This window comes from Methanoregula sp. (genome assembly GCF_028712425.1).
Taxonomy (GTDB): Archaea; Halobacteriota; Methanomicrobia; order Methanomicrobiales; family Methanospirillaceae; genus Methanoregula.
Window position 1 is genome coordinate 82,480 of the sequence record NZ_JAQTQD010000001.1, and the last position, 18,913, is coordinate 101,392.

The following is an 18,913-nucleotide window of genomic DNA, read 5'->3' on the forward strand; positions in this document are numbered from 1 at the left end:
CATCTGTCAGGTTCAAGAACCATCCGGCAGAAGATGGTAATTCGATAGCCGGAAATGACCGGGAATTACTGGTGCCCGGATGATGGCACGGAACGGCTGCACCCGGATTTGACAGCAGCATTGGCCACTGCTTTGGCCACTCGTCTTGTCACGCTCTTATCAAGGATACTGGGAAGGATACAATCCGGGCGCGGTTGTCGGATGCATCCGGCAATAGCATGTGCGGCCGCGATCTTCATCTCATCGGTAATCCTTGTGGCCCGGGCATCCAGCGCACCCCGGAATATTCCGGGGAACGCCAGCACATTGTTGATCTGGTTGGGAAAGTCACTCCTCCCAGTGCCGATAACCGCTGCTCCGGCCTCTTTTGCAGCATCCGGCATGATCTCCGGAACGGGATTTGCCATAGCAAAGACAATGGGATTTTTGTTCATTGATTTGATCATGTCCTGTGTCACAAGACCCGGAGCAGAGACTCCGATGAACACATCTGCTCCGCACAATGCATCGGCAAGAGTGCCCTTGAGCGCGACCCTGTTGGTCTCTTCCGAGATGATGAATTTATACTTGTTTCCATAGAGCCCTTCCCTGCCCCGGAATATCATCCCTTTCGTATCACAGACAATGATCTCGTTAACCCGGGTACAGACATCCGGGCTGTAGCCGATGCATTTCAACATTCTCGTAATAGCGTAACCGGCCGCACCGGCTCCGCTGATAACGATAGTGAGATCGCTGTAGTTTTTTCCTGTTACCTTACAGGCATTGATGAGTGCAGCAAGGACGACAATTGCTGTTCCGTGCTGGTCATCGTGCATGACCGGGATCCCGATGTCCTGGAGAGCATCTTCAACCTCAAAGCATTTCGGAGCAGCAATGTCCTCAAGGTTGATGCCGCCGAAGACCGGTGCGATATTCTTAACCTTGTCTACAAAATCCGTCTCGTAACTTTCAAAGCAGATCGGGAAAGCATCCACACCTGCGAATTCCTTGAACAGGATCGCTTTTCCCTCCATCACCGGGATTGCTGCATATCCCCCGATATTTCCCAACCCGAGGACCGCCGAACCATCCGTAACAATGGCGATGGTATTTGCCTTCAGGGTATATTCGTATGCCATGTCCCGGTTACGGAGTATTTCCCGGCTGACTTCAGCGACACCGGGAGTGTAGGCCAGGGACAGGTCATGCCGTGTTTTTAAGAGTACCTTTGGCCGGATGGCCAGTTTCCCACGGTGTTTTTCATGAAGGACGAGGGATTCCCTGTACAGGGAATCACTGCCGGGCGAGAAGGGCATGCAGGAGTCTCACTGTACGTGACAGTGATGGCGTTGGTCATGAATATAGCGGTCGAAACGGGTTACCCCCGAATAATACTATGCCGGGATAATAAAGCGGTGCTTCCAGAAAGCAATATTTAATACACAAATGAACAAATGTATACATCAAGGTATACAAAATTCATTGCGCGGCCCTTTCTCTGCGGCCCGTCTTCCTTGTTACCTGGAATATGGTTGTGCTAATCATGAAGTCAAAAGATATTGCAATCGTGGGCATCCTGCTCGCTATCGGGGCCATCCTCCGGTATTTCCTTGCGATGCTCCACACTCCCCTGACACCGAACATGATCATCGCGTTTTACTGTCTTGCGATCATCCTGATACGGCCGAAGATTCTCGAAGCGCTCGGAATCGGTCTTGTTGCAGGTGTCCTCTCGATGGTGATCTCGAGTTCAATGTTCCCTCCGGCGAATATCATCAGCGAGCCAATCGGTGCACTGGTCTGCTTCGTCATCTATGCAGCCCTCCGGGAACGGACGAAACTCGCCCCAACCGTCACTACGTTCCTTACAACCCTGGCAAGCGGCTTCTCCTTTGCCGCGATAGCAATGATGTTTGTCGGCGCAAGCGTGCTCTCCAGCCCCAAATACGGGGGAGACATCATGGCCTTTGTTGCCGTGTTCGTGCCGATCGTGGTCATAACGGCAGTCTTTAATGCAATCGTGGTCCAGTTCCTCTACATCCCTTCCAGCAGGGTGCTTCTTAGAGGACAGGAATGATCGACTTAACAAACATCACGTACACATATCCCCACACGGTGCAACCGGCCCTGCACCGTGTTTCTCTCTCTCTCGAAAAAGGTCGATGCGTTATGGTGACCGGGCCCTCCGGAGCCGGTAAAACATCGCTCTGCCTTGCAGCGTCCGGGATTCTTCACCATGAGTATGGCGGGAAGAAGGAGGGTTCCGTGATTGTTGACGGGAAAGACGTGGCGGAATACACGACTCTCTCGGATCTCGCGCAGAACGTGGGGGTTGTCTTTGACGATCCTGAAGCCCAGATGATCTTCACGACCGTTGAAGAGGAGATCCTGTCAGCCCTGGAGCACCGTGGTTTACCCGCATCTGTTATCGAGGAAAGGCTTGCCGCGATCATGAAGACCACCTACCTGGAAAACCTCCGGGACAGGTCCCCGCATCATCTCTCCGGCGGCCAGAAACAGCGTGTTGCCCTCGCAGCAACGCTCGCGCTGGGAAACGATATCCTTATTCTCGATGAACCGACATCAGAGCTCGACGAGTACGCAACGAAAAGGATTGCAGCCATCCTCTCCGATCTCAAGCAACAGGGCAAGACCATCCTTCTCGTGGAACACAAGTTTAACCATTTCAGGGACATCGTGGATACTCTTGTCATCATGGAAGCCGGGGCGGTAACGAGCACCGGAACGCCCGAACATGTCCTGAGTGATGAACGGATCCGCGCCATGGTGATGCCCGACTTCTCGACCATCCGGAGAACCGTGCCACCACCACAGGCGGACACACCTATCATTTCCGTACAAAATCTCCATCACTCGTATGGCGATGTCGAAGCCCTTTGCGGTATCAGCCTCACAATCCGGCGAGGTGAATTCGTTGCAATCGTTGGTGAGAACGGATCCGGAAAGACAACGCTTGTCAAGCACTTCAACCGTCTCCTGACACCGACAAGCGGGGATGTTATCGTCAATGGGAAGAATACCCGCGAATGCAGTATTGCTATGCTCGCCCATGACGTCGGCCTTGTCTTCCAGAACCCGGACCACATGTTCTTTGCAGATTCGGTCAGGGACGAGATCGCGTATGGCGTCAACAACCTGGGTATTGAAAACGCTGACACGGTCATCGATGCCGCGCTCCGGGATGCGGGACTCTCCAGTTCGGCGGATCTTTATCCACGGTGGCTCTCGCGTGGGGAGCGCCAGCGCCTCGCGATTGCCTGTGTGGTTGCCATGCAACCGGGTGTCATCGTACTGGACGAGCCCACTACCGGGCTTGACGGGAACGAAGCGAGTGTGGTCATTGATATGTTAAAAGACCTCCAGGAGAAAGGGCATACCATCCTCATCATTACCCACAACAAAGAGATCGCACAGCACTGTGCCGACCGCGTCATACTCATGGAGAACGGGAAAATCGTATCAGATACACGAGGTGCGTGACCGTGGCGGAGATCCTCCAGTACGTACACAAGGATGCATTCCTGCACCAGCTCCATCCCTATTCCAAGATCTTCTTTATCATCATTGTCTCGCTCATGGCGATCATTGCGACAAGCATCCCGTTCCTTGTCTTCATGGTCGTTGCCATGCTTGGATTTGCTGCCTGCGGTAAATTGCTCCGCGAATCTCTCCAGCAGCTCAAACTGATCCTGGTGATGAGTGTCATCTTCATCCTCATCACGGTCATCACAATGCCCGGCGGTGAGACCCTGGGATATGTTATTCCGGCAGGGATTCCGGTCATCGGGGGTTTTATACCGATCACGAGCGGCGGGCTTATGATTGGGATAGTGCTTACGCTACGGTTCATGATCCTCATCTTTGCGTTCCAGCTCTTCCTGATCTCGACCCAGCCCCGCGATATTATCCATGCCATGGAGAAAGTCGGGCTTCCCATCGACTATATCCTGATGTTCATCATCGCGCTTCGGTTTATCCCGACGCTCCAGATCGAGGGACAACGGATTCATGAAGCACAGCTGGCCCGGGGATTCAATCCCGGAACAGGTATCACAGGAAAAGTCCGGAGCGTTGCACCGATTGTCATCCCGCTTGTCTCCAATGCCCTTCTCCGCTCAAATGTCCTTGGTCTTACGATTGACATGCGGGGATACCGGATGGGAAAAAGGACCCATGTCCGCGAACGGATTTTATTCTCCCGGGATTATGCGGTTATGGGTATTCTTGCATTCGTAGGTTGCGGATTTATCGCATTGTTCATCGGGCAGATGGTATAGGGATATAATCCAATTCTCTTTTTTGTAAAAGCATTGTTAATGAGACCTTTAGGAAAAGATTTGCTTTAGAAAAAGATACGCCCCGGCCGGGACTTGAACCCGGGTCAAAAGCTCCGCAGGCTTCTAGGATATCCACTACCCCACCGGGACGCGAGGTTATGCGCCTGCCTTACTAAAATTGCTGTTATCGCTTATATATGTCACTCTCATCAGAGATAATCAGCCAGAAAAAGCCAGTATCTAAAAATTGGATTTGAATGTTTATTTTTTAAATGTCCAGGTTGGAGTGGGGGTGCTTGTTTCCAATGCTATGGGGAGATTGTCCCGTGTAGTCTGGCTCCAGTACGTACAGTTATCAAATTTCATTGAGTCCGGATCAGCGAAATTACCCACGGGTTTCACCCAGACTTCGATAGTGCCTTTAATCCGATTTCCCTTAATTTCGATATACATGTCTGCACTGTTGAGGACTTTTAAGGTACGGGTCGTGTATTGCGTATAATCTGTACCAAATCCATCCTGAAGGTAGACTTCCCCGGTTTCCTTATTTTTTACGGTAATTTCCATAAAGGAAAGGGGATCAAACGTATCGTATTCGAGAAGATATTCGGTTTTATTGGTACTGTGGGTTCTCACCTTCCGCACCTCTATTTCTGATGGTGTCACTTTGTAGGTGATATACATCGGGGGATTTTTCAGGTCAAAGGTAAAAGCAGTCCCGTTATAAGTGAATGTCTGGGTATGTGTAAAGATCCTGCAACTACGGTCTTCAGGAGGAATAGTCTGGGTGACAATTTCACTATATCCCTGAGATTCCATTGTGGTCGTGGCAGCAGGTGTCGGAGTGACCAGAGTTACATAGACTGATCCAGAAGTGGCTGTTGGAGGAAGTGTTGTTGCAGCAACCGGGGGTGCACCAGAATTGCTGTTTGTGTTTGATGAACCTGCTGTTGAGGTTTCTTTCGGAGGTGCGACACAGCCAGCAAGAATGACAAGTGCAATTACAAAAAGACTTAAGTGAATTAATCTTCGTTTTGTCATTATTATTGATTACTGCAATTACTGATTTATATTTTTTTCAGAGAGGAATCCGAGACTTTCAGGAACCGGTTCCAAAAAATGGTTCCAGATAATTTTGCAATTGTTATATTCGTCAAGAAAATGATAATGTCAATCAAAATCCGTTTGTTGAAAACGTATCGTTTCGATTATGGACACAACATCTGTACTTCTCTAATATTTAGCCCGATCTAAAAAAAAGGTGTAAGATATCACGAGACAGTGGGCACCGGATATTGTCACTCTGCGGCAAAAAAACAGGATGAATGCTAAAACCTCCTTCAAAACTATAATAATCGAGTACCTGTTGATCATCATTTTATTCCTGCCCGGGAATATCCGGGGTCCCTCTGATCGATATTCCAGGTCAGTTTTCTACGTGTTCCCGGATCGATGATGATGAATTCCGGTTCTTTGAAGGTTAAAGTGGATTTGAGGTGATGTCAGTTACTGACATTCCACTATGAATGGACAAAGATTTACAGACTCATATGTTTCGCATAAAGTGTTTGGATTAAGGTCTTTTCAGTTCACTTTTTTTTCAAGCAGACTCTGCTAAAAAATTTTCAATCGCGATCATAAGGTGTTAGTTATAGAGACTACAATCGGATAATTATCCTACAAAATGTATGTACATGCTACAAAAATTTCAAGTCTCCGGCGTGATTGCCCGGAAATTGCAATCAAGTGTTGCAAGAAAAAAAACAAGCAGAGTATGAGGGAGTGATTAAAATTTTATTGGATATCCATCATGATAGTAAGAATGGTGTAACTTTTCATTCAGGTTTTTGGCAGGTAGCGTATACTGCCAGGATTCATGGAGGAATAATTAGGTAAGTACTGAATCCCCATAATTTATTTTACGGTTGATTATCATTAGATATAGAAAGAATTACAATTTAAGAAATTTTCTTCGGGAATATCCGCATACATCATGTTATGAGAGGTTCATGGTAGGTTTCTATGGCAGTAATTAAAAGAATCATTATCCTTGTGCTGTTCGTCATGGCTGCAATTTTTGTCACGCCGGTAATGGGCGGCACATTGTATCTTTCCGGCAGCCCAAATCTTTCAGCATCGGTATCAGGAACCAATGAGTTCACACCTAATTCAGAAGTACAGATTAGCATCACAGTCCAGAACACCGGGCAGAGCGAAGATAAACTTGTCCAGTCGGGGATTACGGACCGGGACGATTTGCCGACAACTGCGAAATTCCTCACAGCATCGCTGTCGCCCGGCGATGCTCCACTTACGATAAAAACCGATCCGGTAATGCTTGGCGACCTTGCAGAATCATCATCCACCATCGCACGATACACGATTAAGATCCAGGAGAATGCGAAAGGCGGAACGTTCATTCTTCCTCTTACGCTGAATTATTCTTACCTCTCTTATGCGAATCAGTACAATGATGCGGCAATGGAATATTCCTACCAGTCAAAAGAGATTACTCTGGGTATCCCTGTCACGATTAAACCGGAACTGGCAATTGAGGTAATCTCTGCCGAGCCTGAACATATAACGGCAGGGGCTGAGGGATACATCAACCTGAAGATAAAAAATTCCGGCACGGCGCACGGTTCGCAGGCCATTGTGATTCTTACCCGTAATGGAGAAAGCCCGGTTGTTCCGGTTGACGATAGCGTCTATATAGGAGATTTCCCCGTCGGGAGCACAGCAACTGTCCAATACAAGGTATCGGTCTCGGACCGGGCGGAATCGCAATCCTACCCAATGGGTGTTGGTGTCATATACCAGAATGATGAAGGGGACAGTGTATCGGCCCGGGAAAAAACCATCGGTGTTCCTGTTGGCGGAAAGGTAAAATTTGCCATTGTCTCACCACCGGCTGAAATGCACCCGGGGAACAAGAAGGAGATCACCGTTGAATACAAAAACACCGGTGAGAGTCCGGTTTACAGTGCACAGGCAAGGATAAGTGCTGTAGATCCGTTCACCAGCGTTTCAGATATCGCTTATATCGGCGAACTTCCGCCCAATGAATCGAGAGTCGTAGCCTTCCAGCTGGGCGTGGACCGTACCGCGACGATAAAAGAGTATGGTCTTGATTCCGAGATCCGGTACCGGGATGCTCTTGATAATACTCACATCTCGGATCCTATGAAAGTCACAGTAAACGTAACTTCACCGGAAGGACTTGCCATTATCCTGACAAATCCCATCTACCTGTCGATAGTAGCCGCTGCAATTATCGGCATTGCCTACCTGGTACTCTATTACAGGAGGAAAAAGGAATAATCAATAAGCCTTTTTTTCTCAAATACACTTTTATCTGCGATACTGCCAGAATATGATAACGATACCATTCAGCCGGAACTCAAATAAGATCTGGTGATATGGGGAACTCATACCATAAACAGGCAGGTAATCATGATCATTTCACCAGGAAGAACGGAAAAGCCCTCATGACAATTCCCCGTATCGTTATTGCCGGTACGCACAGCGGGTGCGGGAAGACAACCGTGGCTGGCGGGCTTATGGGAGCCCTTGTCGCAAAAGGGTACCGTGTCCAGCCTTTCAAGGTCGGCCCTGACTTCATCGATCCAAGCCACCATTCCCGGATCTGCGGCAGGGAATCCCGCAACCTCGATCCATTCATGATGGGAGAAACCGGGTGCCGTGATACGTTCCTCCGTGCATCGGAAACGTCCGATGTGGCGATCATTGAAGGAGTAATGGGGATGTTTGACGGGGTCGACGGAACAGACCTTGCCAGCACCGCACACGTAGCCAGAATCCTCCAGGCCCCGGTCATCCTTGTTGTCGATGCAAAAGGGATGTCACGGAGTATCCATGCCCTTATCCGTGGTTTCCGGGAATTTGATCCAACCGTTTCGATTGCCGGAGTGATTGTCAACCGCACCGGCAGCCCGCGTCACCGGGCGATGATAGAGCCGTTTCTTGCACTCCCCGCGCTGGGGTGGCTCCCACGGAGTGATGAAATTGCCGTAAAGAGCCGTCACCTCGGGCTGGTCATGGGCCATGAGCCCGCGCCCCACCGTGAAATTGCAGCCCTGATCGCTGAACATTGCAATCTTGATGCGATCATATTGGCAGCACGCGCCGCTCCTCCCCTTCCCGCTACGGCACATGCCGATATCAAAGTTGCACCCGGGTCACGGATCGGCATTGCATATGACAAGGCCTTCTGCTTCTACTACCGTGACAACCTCGACCTGCTGGAACGTTCCGGTGCTGAACTCGTCTTTTTCTCCGCGCTTACAGATCACCTGCCATCCGTAGACGCAGTCTATATTGGTGGCGGGTATCCTGAGTTGTTTCTTCCCAATCTTGCATCGGCTTCCTGTACAATGGAACTCAAAAAAGCAGCTGGAGATAACCTGCCCATCCTTGGTGAATGTGGAGGACTGATGTATCTTGCGCGGGATGTTTTAGGAGAAGCAAATCACCGTATGACCGGGATCCTCCCGGCTTCAGCAACCATGACAAAACGTGTCCAGGCTCTCGGGTACACAAAAGGCACAATAACTTCCAAAGGCGCGGGATTTCTCACCCCCGGCCAAACCATTACCGGACATGAATTTCATTATTCCCAGCTCGATCCCGATCGTGATGCGCGGTTCACCATCACGCTCTCCCGGGGAAAGGGAATTTTTAATGGCAGGGACGGGCTCGTGTCCCTGAATGCCCTGGGACAGTACACCCATGCATATTTCTCTCCGGAATTCGCCCGGTGCTTTGTTGATGCAGCAGTTTCCTTCTCGCGTACCTGACATTCCTGCACCACATCGCACGCAGACACAAGGGATAATCATTCAGAAGCACGAATCTTTTTTCACAGGTAGTCTGGTTTTTTATGCGCAGTGATAATGCAAAGAAAGGATATGAGCGGGCACCAAACCGGGCGCTTCTCCGCTCGCTTGGGGTGACCGATCGCGAGATGGGACTCCCGTTCATCGGAATCGCTAATGCATATAACACGATCGTGCCCGGTCATGTCCACCTCAACCAGCTGACCGGGAAGGTTAAAGAGGGTATCGCTGCTGCCGGGGGCGTACCTTTTGAGTTTGGCACAATCGGTATCTGCGATGGTATCGCAATGGGTCACGAAGGAATGCGGTATTCCCTTCCGTCGCGTGAGAACATCGCTGACTCGATCGAGCTGATGGTTCAGGCCCATTGTTTTGACGGCCTCGTCTGTGTCGGTACCTGCGACAAGATCGTGCCCGGTATGCTGATGGCGGCAGTCCGGTGCAATATCCCGACAGTTGTCCTGACCGGCGGGGCCATGCTCTCCGGCTTCCAGGACGGAAAGGAGCTCTCTCTCATTGATATCTTCGAAGGCGTGGGAAAAGTCGCCGCGGGATCCATGACCGAGAAAGCTCTTGGCGAGCTCGAGTGCTGCGCTATGCCGGGGTGCGGCTCCTGCCAGGGACTCTACACCGCGAACACTATGGCCTGCATGACTGAAGCTATGGGGATGTCACTCCCCGGATGTGCGGCAACACCCGCGGTCGATGCCGGAAAACTCCGGATCGCCCGTGAGACCGGAGAGGCAATTATCCCGCTCGTGAAAAAACAGGTCCTTCCCCGCAATATCATCACGAGAAAAAGCCTCCGGAATGCCATACGGGTTGATATGGCGCTTGGAGGTTCCACCAACACGGTCCTTCACTTCATGGCAATCGCTACCGAGGCCGGAATTCCGCTTTCCCTTGATGATTTTTCAGAACTTGCGGAGAAGATTCCCCATATCTGCTACATGCAGCCTTCAGGCCCGCACTCGATGCAAACCCTGCACCGGTCCGGCGGGATCCCGGCGGTTATGAAACAGCTGGAAAAGGTCCTTGACAATACTCCCACGGTCTCCGGCAGGAAAGTCCTTGAAATTGCAAAGTCGGCAGTCGTGAGGGACAGCGAAGTGATCCGGCCGGTGAAAAACCCTGTCAATGCAGAAGGCGGACTCCGGATCCTTTCCGGTTCGCTTGCGCCTGACGGGGCTGTAGTAAAGAGCGCTGCTGTTCCCAAAGAGATGTGGAAGCATACCGGTCCGGCCCGCGTCTTTGATGGGGAAAGTCCAGCCATGAAAGCAATCCTGGGAAGGAAGATCCGGGAAGGGGACGTTGTCGTGATCCGGTACGAAGGCCCCCGCGGTGCACCGGGAATGCCGGAGATGCTCTCGCCCACATCCGCGATGATGGGGCTCGGGTTCAAAAAGGTCGTGCTCATTACTGACGGGAGGTTCTCCGGCGGCACCCGCGGTCCCTGTATCGGCCATGTTGCACCGGAAGCCGCGATTGGCGGTCCGATTGCGCTGGTAAAAGACGGGGATGTCATCGCCGTCGACCTTCACAAAAAGACAATCGATCTCAAAGTATCGGCACAGGAACTCAAAAAGCGGAAGAGTGCATGGAAACCCGTCACAAAGAACCTGACGGGTGTACTTGCGAGATACGCAAAGACCGTTGAGCAGGCCAATCTTGGCGCTGTCCAGCGCTGATCCTTTTTTTAACGCTCCTTTCCCTCCTGCCGAATTTCTTCGCTCTGGATTCAAGTATGCAGGTGAATCACCAGCCAGGAGATGTTCCCTTTTTTTAATGGACCAGTCTTTCGCAGCGAACGGCAGTCTGTTGGTTATGAGTCAAAGATAACCAGCGGTTGAATCTATAAAAGGGAGAAAAAGTGTTGAAGGATTATGCTGCGCTATCGTAGATCAGGCAGAAATAGCGCGATTGCCAGAGCACGAGGGGCGGGATGATGAGGAACAGGATGAGTGTTCCAACAGAGGGGATTAACATGAGGATAAACTCGATGATCCCGATGATGATACCGATGATGATGAGGGCAATGATGTAGTTGACCCATCCGATCTTGCCAATGGTTTCGAGGATTGCCCCGAAGTTGAATGCCTCACCCATGGATCCAGTCCGTGCAAACCGGATGATACCGATCGTTGCAAGAAGGCCCGTGATGAAGAGAACAATGAAGAAAAGGAGGAAGCCTACGAGCATGCCTCCCATGATTCCTACAATTGCCGCGGGGTTTGTCACATAGGAGGTTACCGTTGCACCAATCATGACAAAGAAGATAATCAGGCTCGGGATGGCCCAGATAAGCGAGATGATGAGATACTTGATGCCGTCAATGATGAGAGTCCCCCATCCTGTGACTTCAGGCGCAGGTTTCTCACCGCGATAGATCTTCAGGGTGTACCCCAGGAGCGGGATACAGAGAAGGATGGTCGCTATCAGGAGCAAAATCCATTGCATCCATTTACCAACAACCCCGTCTTTTGCATAGGCAAAAGACTCGCCAAGCATGTTTCCGAAATCCATTCTTTTCGCCTCAGTATAGTCAAATCGTCCATGACCGGAAGCGGGCACAAACGATTTAAAGAAGGTATGGAAACTTCGCAGAATAAATATCTATCGCAGATTCCTGCGTGTTTTTTAAAAAAGAGGAAAATTTTCAGTGCCTGAAGTATCGTATGCCCGTAAAGACCATTGCCATGTGAAGGCGGTTCGCTGCATCGATGACTTCCTTGTCCCGGATCGATCCACCCGGCTGGACAAGCGCTGTTGCACCTGCCTCTGCTGCAACTTCCAGCGTGTCCGGGAACGGGAGGAATGCATCGGAAGCTACAGCAGATCCTTTGAGGGAACCACATGCCTTGCTGATGGCGATCTTTGCCGAGTCCACCCTGCTCATCTGGCCGGCTCCAATCCCGAGCGTCCTCTTCTGGTCAGCAAAGATGATCGTATTGCTCTTGGTATGCTTGCAGACCTTCCAGGCGAGCTGGAGCCCCTTCATCTCATCCGCTGTGGGGTCGCGGTCCGTAATGACCTGCCAGTGCTCCTGGTAGGCCGGTGTCCGCTGGACAAGGATTCCGCCATCGATGGTCCGGACTTCATCAGAAGAACAGGGTTCTGGAAGGAGGAGAACTCTCATGTTCTCCTTCTTCTTCATGACCTCAAGAGCATCAGGTGCAAACTCCGGGGCAACAATTACTTCGACAAAGGTACCGCAGATCTCTTCGGCAAATGCTTTTGTGACGGTCTGGTTCACGGAAACAACAGAACCATATGCTGAAACCGGGTCCACTTCGCGGGCAGTGATGTAAGCATCGAGAACATCGTTTCCGGTTGAGACTCCGCAGGGGTTGTTGTGCTTGACAATAACCGCAGCCGGACCATCGAATTCGCGGAGCAGCGAGACACTGGCGTGAACATCGAGATAATTGTTATAAGACATCTGCTTTCCCTGGAGCGGTTCCGCGCCTGCAATCCCGGCTGTCCCGTACACGGCCGCCATCTGGTGCGGGTTCTCCCCATAGCGGAGAGGCCTGCCATGGGTGAACTGCATCGAGAGCGCAGGGGGGAACGGGGAATCGAGTCGCTGGAGATAATTGCTGATGGCAGCGTCATAGGCAGCCGTGCGGGCAAACACTTTTTTTGCCAGTTCAAGGCGCTGCTTGTCAGAGATCCCTCCGCTTTTGATGGCTTCAAGGATAGCAGGATAGTCTGAAGGGTCGACAACAACGGCAACATCGCGATAGTTCTTCGCAGCGGCCCGGATCATCGCAGGTCCGCCGATATCGATGAACTCTATCAGTTTCTCTAGGTCCATGTCCTGTTGTGACATTGTCTCGAACGGGTAGAGATTGACAACGAGGAGATCGATCCGGTTGATGCCATGCTTGGCCATTACCGCGTCATCGATCTGCCGACGGCCAAGAAGACCGCCGTGGACCCGGGGGTGGAGGGTCTTGACCCGGCCATCCATCATCTCGGGAAACCCGGTATAACTGGAGACTTCCGTAAAGCGGATCCCGGCAGCGGCAAGAGCCTTGCCAGTGCCCCCGGAACTCATGATATTGTATTTCTGCCCGGCAAGTTCCCGCGCCAGATCCACAATTCCGGTCTTGTCCCAGACTGAAAGTAATGCCCACTTCATGGTCATTACTATGGGCTGGAAGGAAGAAAAAAGATATGGAGGGAAATTTCCCGTTTCATCCTAAGATTGCGCGGGTAACCGGCCGAACACTGCAAAAATTACCGGATTCCGGTAAGATTTTCCATAAAACCGACAATCCTGCCTTGTCGGATGTTCATTTCACGCGAAATTTAGTCCCAGTTTCTGAAACAGGCCAATAATTGCGGCTTGCTTAATATTCACACACCAAAAATTTATATAGAACCACAATGCAATAGATATTGGAACATCGAATGGGATGGACTATGAGCAATGCAGAGAACGGGCAGGAGCCCCCGGAACAGGAGATATCGGACATGACTGCACAAAATGCGGGATCCCCGGTGCCTGGAACTGCGGAAGCTGATGAACAGAAGGGAGCCTACGCAGAACTGAACGACCGGTTCCTGCGTCTTGCTGCCGATTTTGAGAATTTCAGGAAACGCAGTGAGCGGGAGCGGGCCCAGACCATTGCCCTTGCCAACGAGAGATTTGCCTGTGATATTCTCGAAGTTGCGGACAACATCGAGCGGGCACTGAAATCGGATGACGCCCACTTACGGGAGGGAATGCTCCAGATCCGGCAGCTCCTCTCTGCCCAGCTGCAACGCCACGGCGTCTGTCCCATAGAGTCGCTTAACACATTGTTCGATCCGGAGGTGCATGAGGCAATTGCCCATGTGCCATCGGATGCCTGCACCGGAACCGTCATTGACGAAGTCTGCCGCGGGTACCGGATGCATGACAAAGTAATCAGGTATGCAAAAGTAGCAGTATCCAAGGGAAATGAGAATAATCACAAGGAGGTCTGAATACAATGGCAAATGAGAAGGTTCTGGGAATCGATCTGGGAACAACCAATTCCTGTATCTCGATCATGGAGGCCGGGAAACCTATTATCATCCCGAACTCCGAAGGCGGCCGGACAACCGCGTCGGTTGTCGCGTTCACCAAGGAAGGCGAACGCCTTGTTGGCAGCCTTGCAAAGAGACAGGCAGTGACCAATCCCCAGAGGACGATCCAGTCCATCAAGCGCAAGATGGGGACGAGCGAGAAGGTGACCATTGACGGAAAGGGATACTCCCCCCAGGAGATCTCTGCAATGATCCTGCAGAAACTGAAGATCGATGCGGAAGCCTACCTGGGCGAGAAGATCTCAAAAGCCGTTATCACCGTCCCGGCATACTTCAACGATGCGCAGCGGCAGGCAACCAAGGATGCCGGCCAGATCGCCGGGCTCGAAGTGCTCCGTATCATCAACGAACCGACTGCCAGCGCCCTTGCCTACGGCATTGACAAGGAAACCGATGCCACGATCCTCGTGTACGACCTTGGCGGCGGGACCTTCGATGTCTCAATCCTGACGCTTGGCGATGGCGTTTTCGAGGTCAAGTCAACAGCCGGCAACAACCACCTCGGTGGCGACGACTTTGACAAGCTGGTCCAGGATCACCTGATTGAGGAATTTAAGAGAAAGGAGGGCATCGATCTCCGCAACGATCCCTATGCCATGCAGCGGCTGCGCGATGCGGCGGAGAACGCGAAGATCGAGCTCTCCCAGCGCCAGTCCACAAACATCAACCTCCCGTACATCACCACGGACGCAAGCGGTCCCAAGTTCCTTAACATCGATCTCACACGGGCAAAGCTCGAGCAGTTGATCAGCAGCCTTGTCGAATCCACCATGGGCCCGGTCAAGCAGGCGCTCTCGGACGCCAAGCTGGAGCCCAAGGACATCGACCATGTCCTGCTTGTAGGTGGTTCGACCCGCGTTCCGCTCGTGCAGGAGACTGTCAAGAAGCTCCTCGGAAAAGAACCCGACAAGGGCATCAATCCCGATGAGTGTGTCGCCCTCGGTGCCGGGATCCAGGGAGCAGTCCTCACCGGTGAAGCAAAGGACATTGTCCTGCTGGATGTCACCCCGCTGACCCTGGGTATCGAGACGCTTGGGGGTATCGCCACAAAGCTCATCGAGCGAAACACCACCATCCCGACACGGAAGAGCCAGATCTTCTCGACTGCGGCCGATGGCCAGACCAGTGTCGAGATCCACGTTGTCCAGGGCGAGCGTGCGCTCGCAAAGGATAACTTCACGCTCGGGCGTTTCCAGCTGACCGGCATCCCGCCGGCACCCCGGGGCATCCCGCAGATCGAGGTCACGTTCGATATCGACTCCAACGGCATCATCCACGTCTCCGCAAAGGACATGGGTACCGGCAATCAGCAGGCCATCTCCATCAAGGGCGACCGCAAGCTTTCAGAAGAGGACATCAAGAAGGCGATGGACGCAGCAAAGCAGTTCGAGGCCGACGACAAGAAGAAGCGTGAGGAGATCGAGCTCAGAAACCAGGCTGACACAGCAGTCTTCACTGCCGAAAAGATGCTCAAAGAGAGTGGCGACAAGCTCGAGACGGCAGACAAGACGAAGATCGAAGAAGGCATTGCAGAAGTAAGGAAGGTTTTACCTGGTGAAGACCTCGAAGCGATCAAGAAGGCAATGGAATCCCTGACCGAAGCAGTCTATGCAGCAACCACGAAAATTTACCAGAAGATGCAGGCCGAGCAGCAGGCAGCAGCACAACAGCAGGCCGGCGCTGCGGGAGGAGCCGGCGGAGAGGCTCCCGGGCAGGAGCCTAAGACCGACGACAATGTGGTCAACGCAGACTATAAAGTGAAAGACGAGTGAAGTGATCAGGGAATGAGTGCGGGCGACTACTACGACACCTTAGGTGTCCCGCGGAATGCTGACGAGAAGGAGATCAAGAAAGCCTACCGCAACCTTGCCCGCAAGTACCACCCCGATGTCTGCAAGGAGCCCGGAGCAGAGGAGAAGTTTAAGAAGATCAACGAGGCGTATAGCGTACTCTCCGATGCCCAGAAGAAGGCCCAGTACGACAACATGGGCCACGAGACCTTCACCAATGCATCAAAAGGCTCCTACACCGGTGGAGGCAGCGGCTTTGGGAACGGCGGGTTCTACTCAGACTTCTCGGGTTTTGGGGATATCTTCGACTTCTTTGGCGGTGGCGGCCACCGGAGGTCCGGCCCGCAACCCGGTGCCGATCTCCTGATGCGGATCCAGATCCGGCTTGAGGACGCGGTTGCCGGCACCGACCGGGAGATCGAGGTGATGCATTCGGAGCCATGTGCAACCTGCAGCGGCTCCGGCAGCGAGACGAAACGATTGAATGTCTGCCCGCGGTGCGGCGGGAGCGGCCAGATGCGGCAGGCAACAAACTCCCCGTTCGGGCAGTTTGTCCGGATGTCTACCTGTACCCAGTGCGGCGGCAGGGGAAAGATCCCGGAGAAGACCTGCCATGAGTGCCACGGGTCCGGCCATAAGCGTGTCAAGCGGAAGGTCTCGGTCCATATCCCGGCAGGGATTGACAGCGGCATGCGGCTCCGGATGGAAGGGTATGGCGAGGCAGGTGACTTTGGCGCGCAAAACGGGGACTTATTCCTCGAAGTCTATGTCATGCCCCACGAGCGCTTCATCCGTTCGGGCGACAATCTCGAGACGCTCATCGAGATCTCGCCGGCCCAGGCAGTTCTCGGCACAGATGTGGAGATCGAGACCATCGACAAGCGCCATATCGACATCAAGATCCCTGCCGGAGTGCAATACAACACGGCATTAAAAATTGCCGGTGAGGGGGTCAAACGACGCGGAAAACCCGGCGATCTTCTTGTCCGGGTGAAAATTGTCACCCCCAAATCTGTCAGCAGCGAACAGAAAGAACTGTACCAGAAAATCATCGATCTTGAAGGCAAAGGTGGCGGTGTCGGGGGTTTCTTTTCCGGTATAATGGGAAAGAAGAAAGGGAAGAAGTAAAACCCTGATACTCCACATACTTTTTTTCTGGCACACCTATTTGAGCGCCCGGGTACCATCTGATCAGGATGAAGCTGCTCTTTGAGCTCTCGGGAGAGAACGCGACACTCCCGTTTGCCGAGATCGATTGTATCGGCACCCTTACCGACAAAAGGCTCCAGGCAGCTGTTGCCGAATGCCCGGATCCGGATGCAACCCGTCGCCTTGCCATGACCCAGGTTGTCCTGGAATACCTTGGCGAATGTGATCCGGACCTTGTTTCATTCAAAAACCTGCTCAAAGACCTTGCCCTGGCAACCGACCTGCCTTTTGCCGGCCGGGCAAAGAAAGTCCACGGGGGATCGCAGGAACGAAACCCTGCATCGCAGCGCGAGTTCGAACGCCTTATCGGTACCATGATCGATGGCCCGGTCTCCCTGCTCCACCCAGATGTCGAGTACCGTGCCATCCTTTCCGAAGACCGCTGCTATTTTGGAAAAGTGCTGCACCGGATCGATCGCGGAGGATATGACCACCGGAACCCCGGCAAACGCGATTTCTTCCATCCAGGCGTGATGATGCCGCGGATGGCGCGGACTCTTGTCAATATCGCGTGTACCCGGGCGGGTGATACACTTCTTGACCCGTTCTGCGGGACCGGGGGCATTCTCATCGAGGCTGAACTCCTCGGCATGCACGCGATCGGCAGCGACTTCGATCCCTTCATGATTGCCGGCAGCCGGCTGAACGCAAAGGATTCCGATCTTCTCACTGGTGACGCGACCTGCCTCCCGTTCCCGGATCATTCCATTGACAGCATCGTCACCGACTTTCCCTATGGCCAGTCAGTGTGCATCCTCAAGGTCGACACCATGGACCGGCTGTACAGTGACGCGCTCTCGGAAATCTGCCGTGTGCTCCGGCCCGGTCGAAGGGCCGTAGTGGTCACCCACCGCGATATCTCTGCGATTGCTGCACAGCATATGACCATCCTGCAACAGCACAGCCAGCGTGTCCACAAGAGCCTGACCCGCCGGGTGCTTGTCCTCACCAGGTAATTCTGTGCCTGCCTGGGGAGAACGCTTTTTTCATGTTACGTCAGATAGTATCACACGTTATGAAATACCAGTACCCGATCCTGATTTTGCTCCTCCTCTCACTGCTCTTCCTGTCTGTTCCTGCATCCGGTTATTCTCCGGACGCCGTTACTTTGTATGAACAGGGAACAGCATCGGTAGCTGCCGGCAACCTGTCCGACGCAATAACCGCATTCGACCAGGCTCTCCTGCTTGAGCCGGAGTATTACGAAGCCTGGGACGCCCGGGCTGATGCCCTGAACCGTGACGGGCAGTTCTCCAGTGCCCTCGAATCCTCCTCCCGTGCCCTTGCCGTCAATTCCAGTTACCTGCCGGGCTGGATCAACCGGGGCCAGATCCTGTATAATCTCGGGTACGTATACGAGGACCAGATAAAAGATCCGGTGAAAGCAAACGAGTATTATCTTGAGCAGGTCCAGGCATTCGAGAAAGCGATTGTACTTGACCCGACAAATGCCGATGCCTGGTTCAACAAGGCATATGCGCTGGCCGGCCTGAAACGGTACGATGAAGCGATCGCAGCGTTCGACAAGGTAAAGGAGCTAAATCCCGCATATCCCAAGATTGACAAGAACCGCGAGATTGCCCGCCAGCTCCGGGATTCCGTCACGCCGTTCTATGTTACGTATGCACCCGTGATCATCGGCATTGCCGCGATCATCATCGGGATCCTGTTCTGGGTCCTCTTCTTAAGGGAAAAAGAAGATTAA

15 protein-coding genes and 1 tRNA gene are annotated in these 18,913 nt (G+C 52.6%); 11 read left to right on the forward strand and 5 right to left on the reverse strand.

Annotated elements, in window-relative coordinates; genetic code table 11:
* Positions 1-65 precede the first annotated feature (65 nt).
* Positions 66-1,298 carry an NADP-dependent malic enzyme gene (locus PHF39_RS00380; RefSeq protein ID WP_300218942.1) on the reverse strand — a complete coding sequence of 411 codons (1,233 nt, stop codon included), beginning with the start codon at positions 1,296-1,298 and terminating at the stop codon, positions 66-68.
* A 227-nt stretch (positions 1,299-1,525) separates the two neighbouring features.
* On the opposite strand from PHF39_RS00380, the gene PHF39_RS00385 reads away from it, so the two are divergent.
* Genes PHF39_RS00385 through PHF39_RS00395 form a run of 3 tightly spaced genes read left to right on the forward strand, consistent with a single transcriptional unit; the run spans position 1,526 to position 4,280 of the window.
* Positions 1,526-2,059, forward strand: coding sequence for a tryptophan transporter (locus tag PHF39_RS00385; RefSeq protein WP_300218945.1), 534 nt, complete (start codon positions 1,526-1,528; stop codon positions 2,057-2,059).
* Positions 2,056-3,483 (forward strand): energy-coupling factor transporter ATPase, encoded by a 1,428-nt coding sequence (locus tag PHF39_RS00390; RefSeq protein WP_300218947.1) that lies wholly within the window; start codon positions 2,056-2,058, stop codon positions 3,481-3,483. The genes PHF39_RS00385 and PHF39_RS00390 overlap by 4 nt, the downstream gene beginning before the upstream one ends.
* Positions 3,484-3,485: 2 nt before the next feature.
* A complete protein-coding gene (locus PHF39_RS00395) occupies positions 3,486-4,280 on the forward strand; it encodes an energy-coupling factor transporter transmembrane component T (RefSeq protein ID WP_300218949.1) in 795 nt (264 codons plus the stop codon).
* A 78-nt stretch (positions 4,281-4,358) separates the two neighbouring features.
* Here the strand turns inward: PHF39_RS00395 and PHF39_RS00400 are convergent.
* Together PHF39_RS00400 and PHF39_RS00405 are read right to left on the reverse strand one after the other, a co-directional pair.
* A tRNA-Arg gene (locus PHF39_RS00400) sits at positions 4,359-4,430 on the reverse strand.
* 111 nt (positions 4,431-4,541) lie between these two features.
* The gene (locus PHF39_RS00405) at positions 4,542-5,321 is read right to left on the reverse strand and encodes a hypothetical protein (protein ID WP_300218951.1); all 780 of its coding nucleotides are present in this window, start codon (positions 5,319-5,321) and stop codon (positions 4,542-4,544) included.
* Positions 5,322-6,302: 981 nt separating this feature from the next.
* Here PHF39_RS00405 and PHF39_RS00410 point away from each other — a divergent pair.
* From PHF39_RS00410 to ilvD, 3 genes are all read left to right on the forward strand, one after another.
* Positions 6,303-7,601 (forward strand): S-layer protein, encoded by a 1,299-nt coding sequence (locus tag PHF39_RS00410; RefSeq protein ID WP_300218953.1) that lies wholly within the window; start codon positions 6,303-6,305, stop codon positions 7,599-7,601.
* A gap of 167 nt (positions 7,602-7,768) precedes the next feature.
* Entirely contained in the window at positions 7,769-9,097 is a 1,329-nt protein-coding gene (locus tag PHF39_RS00415; protein ID WP_300218956.1) for a cobyrinate a,c-diamide synthase, read from the forward strand.
* Between the two features lie 83 nt (positions 9,098-9,180).
* A complete protein-coding gene (gene ilvD, locus PHF39_RS00420; protein WP_300218959.1) occupies positions 9,181-10,824 on the forward strand; it encodes a dihydroxy-acid dehydratase in 1,644 nt (547 codons plus the stop codon).
* A gap of 193 nt (positions 10,825-11,017) precedes the next feature.
* Here ilvD and PHF39_RS00425 read toward each other — a convergent pair whose 3' ends face one another.
* On the reverse strand, positions 11,018-11,659 hold the full coding sequence (locus PHF39_RS00425) for a DUF4013 domain-containing protein (protein ID WP_300218962.1): 642 nt from the start codon (positions 11,657-11,659) through the stop codon (positions 11,018-11,020).
* A 133-nt stretch (positions 11,660-11,792) separates the two neighbouring features.
* Positions 11,793-13,277, reverse strand: coding sequence for a bifunctional phosphoribosylaminoimidazolecarboxamide formyltransferase/IMP cyclohydrolase (gene purH / locus PHF39_RS00430; protein ID WP_300218964.1), 1,485 nt, complete (start codon positions 13,275-13,277; stop codon positions 11,793-11,795).
* 284 nt (positions 13,278-13,561) lie between these two features.
* Between purH and PHF39_RS00435 the strand changes: the two genes are divergently transcribed.
* From PHF39_RS00435 to PHF39_RS00455, 5 genes are all read left to right on the forward strand, one after another.
* Positions 13,562-14,107, forward strand: coding sequence for a nucleotide exchange factor GrpE (locus PHF39_RS00435; protein ID WP_300218966.1), 546 nt, complete (start codon positions 13,562-13,564; stop codon positions 14,105-14,107).
* 5 nt (positions 14,108-14,112) lie between these two features.
* Complete coding sequence (gene dnaK / locus PHF39_RS00440; RefSeq protein ID WP_300218969.1) at positions 14,113-15,981, forward strand: molecular chaperone DnaK; 1,869 nt, start codon at positions 14,113-14,115, stop codon at positions 15,979-15,981.
* Between the two features lie 12 nt (positions 15,982-15,993).
* The gene (dnaJ, locus tag PHF39_RS00445; RefSeq protein WP_300218972.1) at positions 15,994-17,127 is read left to right on the forward strand and encodes a molecular chaperone DnaJ; all 1,134 of its coding nucleotides are present in this window, start codon (positions 15,994-15,996) and stop codon (positions 17,125-17,127) included.
* 68 nt (positions 17,128-17,195) lie between these two features.
* Positions 17,196-18,164, forward strand: a complete 969-nt coding sequence (locus PHF39_RS00450) for a TRM11 family methyltransferase (RefSeq protein WP_300218975.1) — start codon at positions 17,196-17,198, stop codon at positions 18,162-18,164.
* 59 nt (positions 18,165-18,223) lie between these two features.
* On the forward strand, positions 18,224-18,913 hold the full coding sequence (locus PHF39_RS00455) for a tetratricopeptide repeat protein (RefSeq protein WP_300218978.1): 690 nt from the start codon (positions 18,224-18,226) through the stop codon (positions 18,911-18,913).

Coding starts and splice junctions, on each gene's coding strand:
- PHF39_RS00425 (WP_300218962.1), bottom strand. CDS start 11,659: ATGGATTTCGGAAACATGCTTGGCGAGTCTTTTGCCTATGCAAAAGAC.
- dnaK (WP_300218969.1), top strand. CDS start 14,113: ATGGCAAATGAGAAGGTTCTGGGAATCGATCTGGGAACAACCAATTCC.
- PHF39_RS00415 (WP_300218956.1), top strand. CDS start 7,769: ATGACAATTCCCCGTATCGTTATTGCCGGTACGCACAGCGGGTGCGGG.
- PHF39_RS00435 (WP_300218966.1), top strand. CDS start 13,562: ATGAGCAATGCAGAGAACGGGCAGGAGCCCCCGGAACAGGAGATATCG.
- PHF39_RS00410 (WP_300218953.1), top strand. CDS start 6,303: ATGGCAGTAATTAAAAGAATCATTATCCTTGTGCTGTTCGTCATGGCT.
- PHF39_RS00390 (WP_300218947.1), top strand. CDS start 2,056: ATGATCGACTTAACAAACATCACGTACACATATCCCCACACGGTGCAA.
- PHF39_RS00455 (WP_300218978.1), top strand. CDS start 18,224: ATGAAATACCAGTACCCGATCCTGATTTTGCTCCTCCTCTCACTGCTC.
- ilvD (WP_300218959.1), top strand. CDS start 9,181: ATGCGCAGTGATAATGCAAAGAAAGGATATGAGCGGGCACCAAACCGG.
- PHF39_RS00380 (WP_300218942.1), bottom strand. CDS start 1,298: ATGCCCTTCTCGCCCGGCAGTGATTCCCTGTACAGGGAATCCCTCGTC.
- PHF39_RS00405 (WP_300218951.1), bottom strand. CDS start 5,321: ATGACAAAACGAAGATTAATTCACTTAAGTCTTTTTGTAATTGCACTT.
- PHF39_RS00450 (WP_300218975.1), top strand. CDS start 17,196: ATGAAGCTGCTCTTTGAGCTCTCGGGAGAGAACGCGACACTCCCGTTT.
- dnaJ (WP_300218972.1), top strand. CDS start 15,994: ATGAGTGCGGGCGACTACTACGACACCTTAGGTGTCCCGCGGAATGCT.
- purH (WP_300218964.1), bottom strand. CDS start 13,277: ATGAAGTGGGCATTACTTTCAGTCTGGGACAAGACCGGAATTGTGGAT.
- PHF39_RS00385 (WP_300218945.1), top strand. CDS start 1,526: ATGAAGTCAAAAGATATTGCAATCGTGGGCATCCTGCTCGCTATCGGG.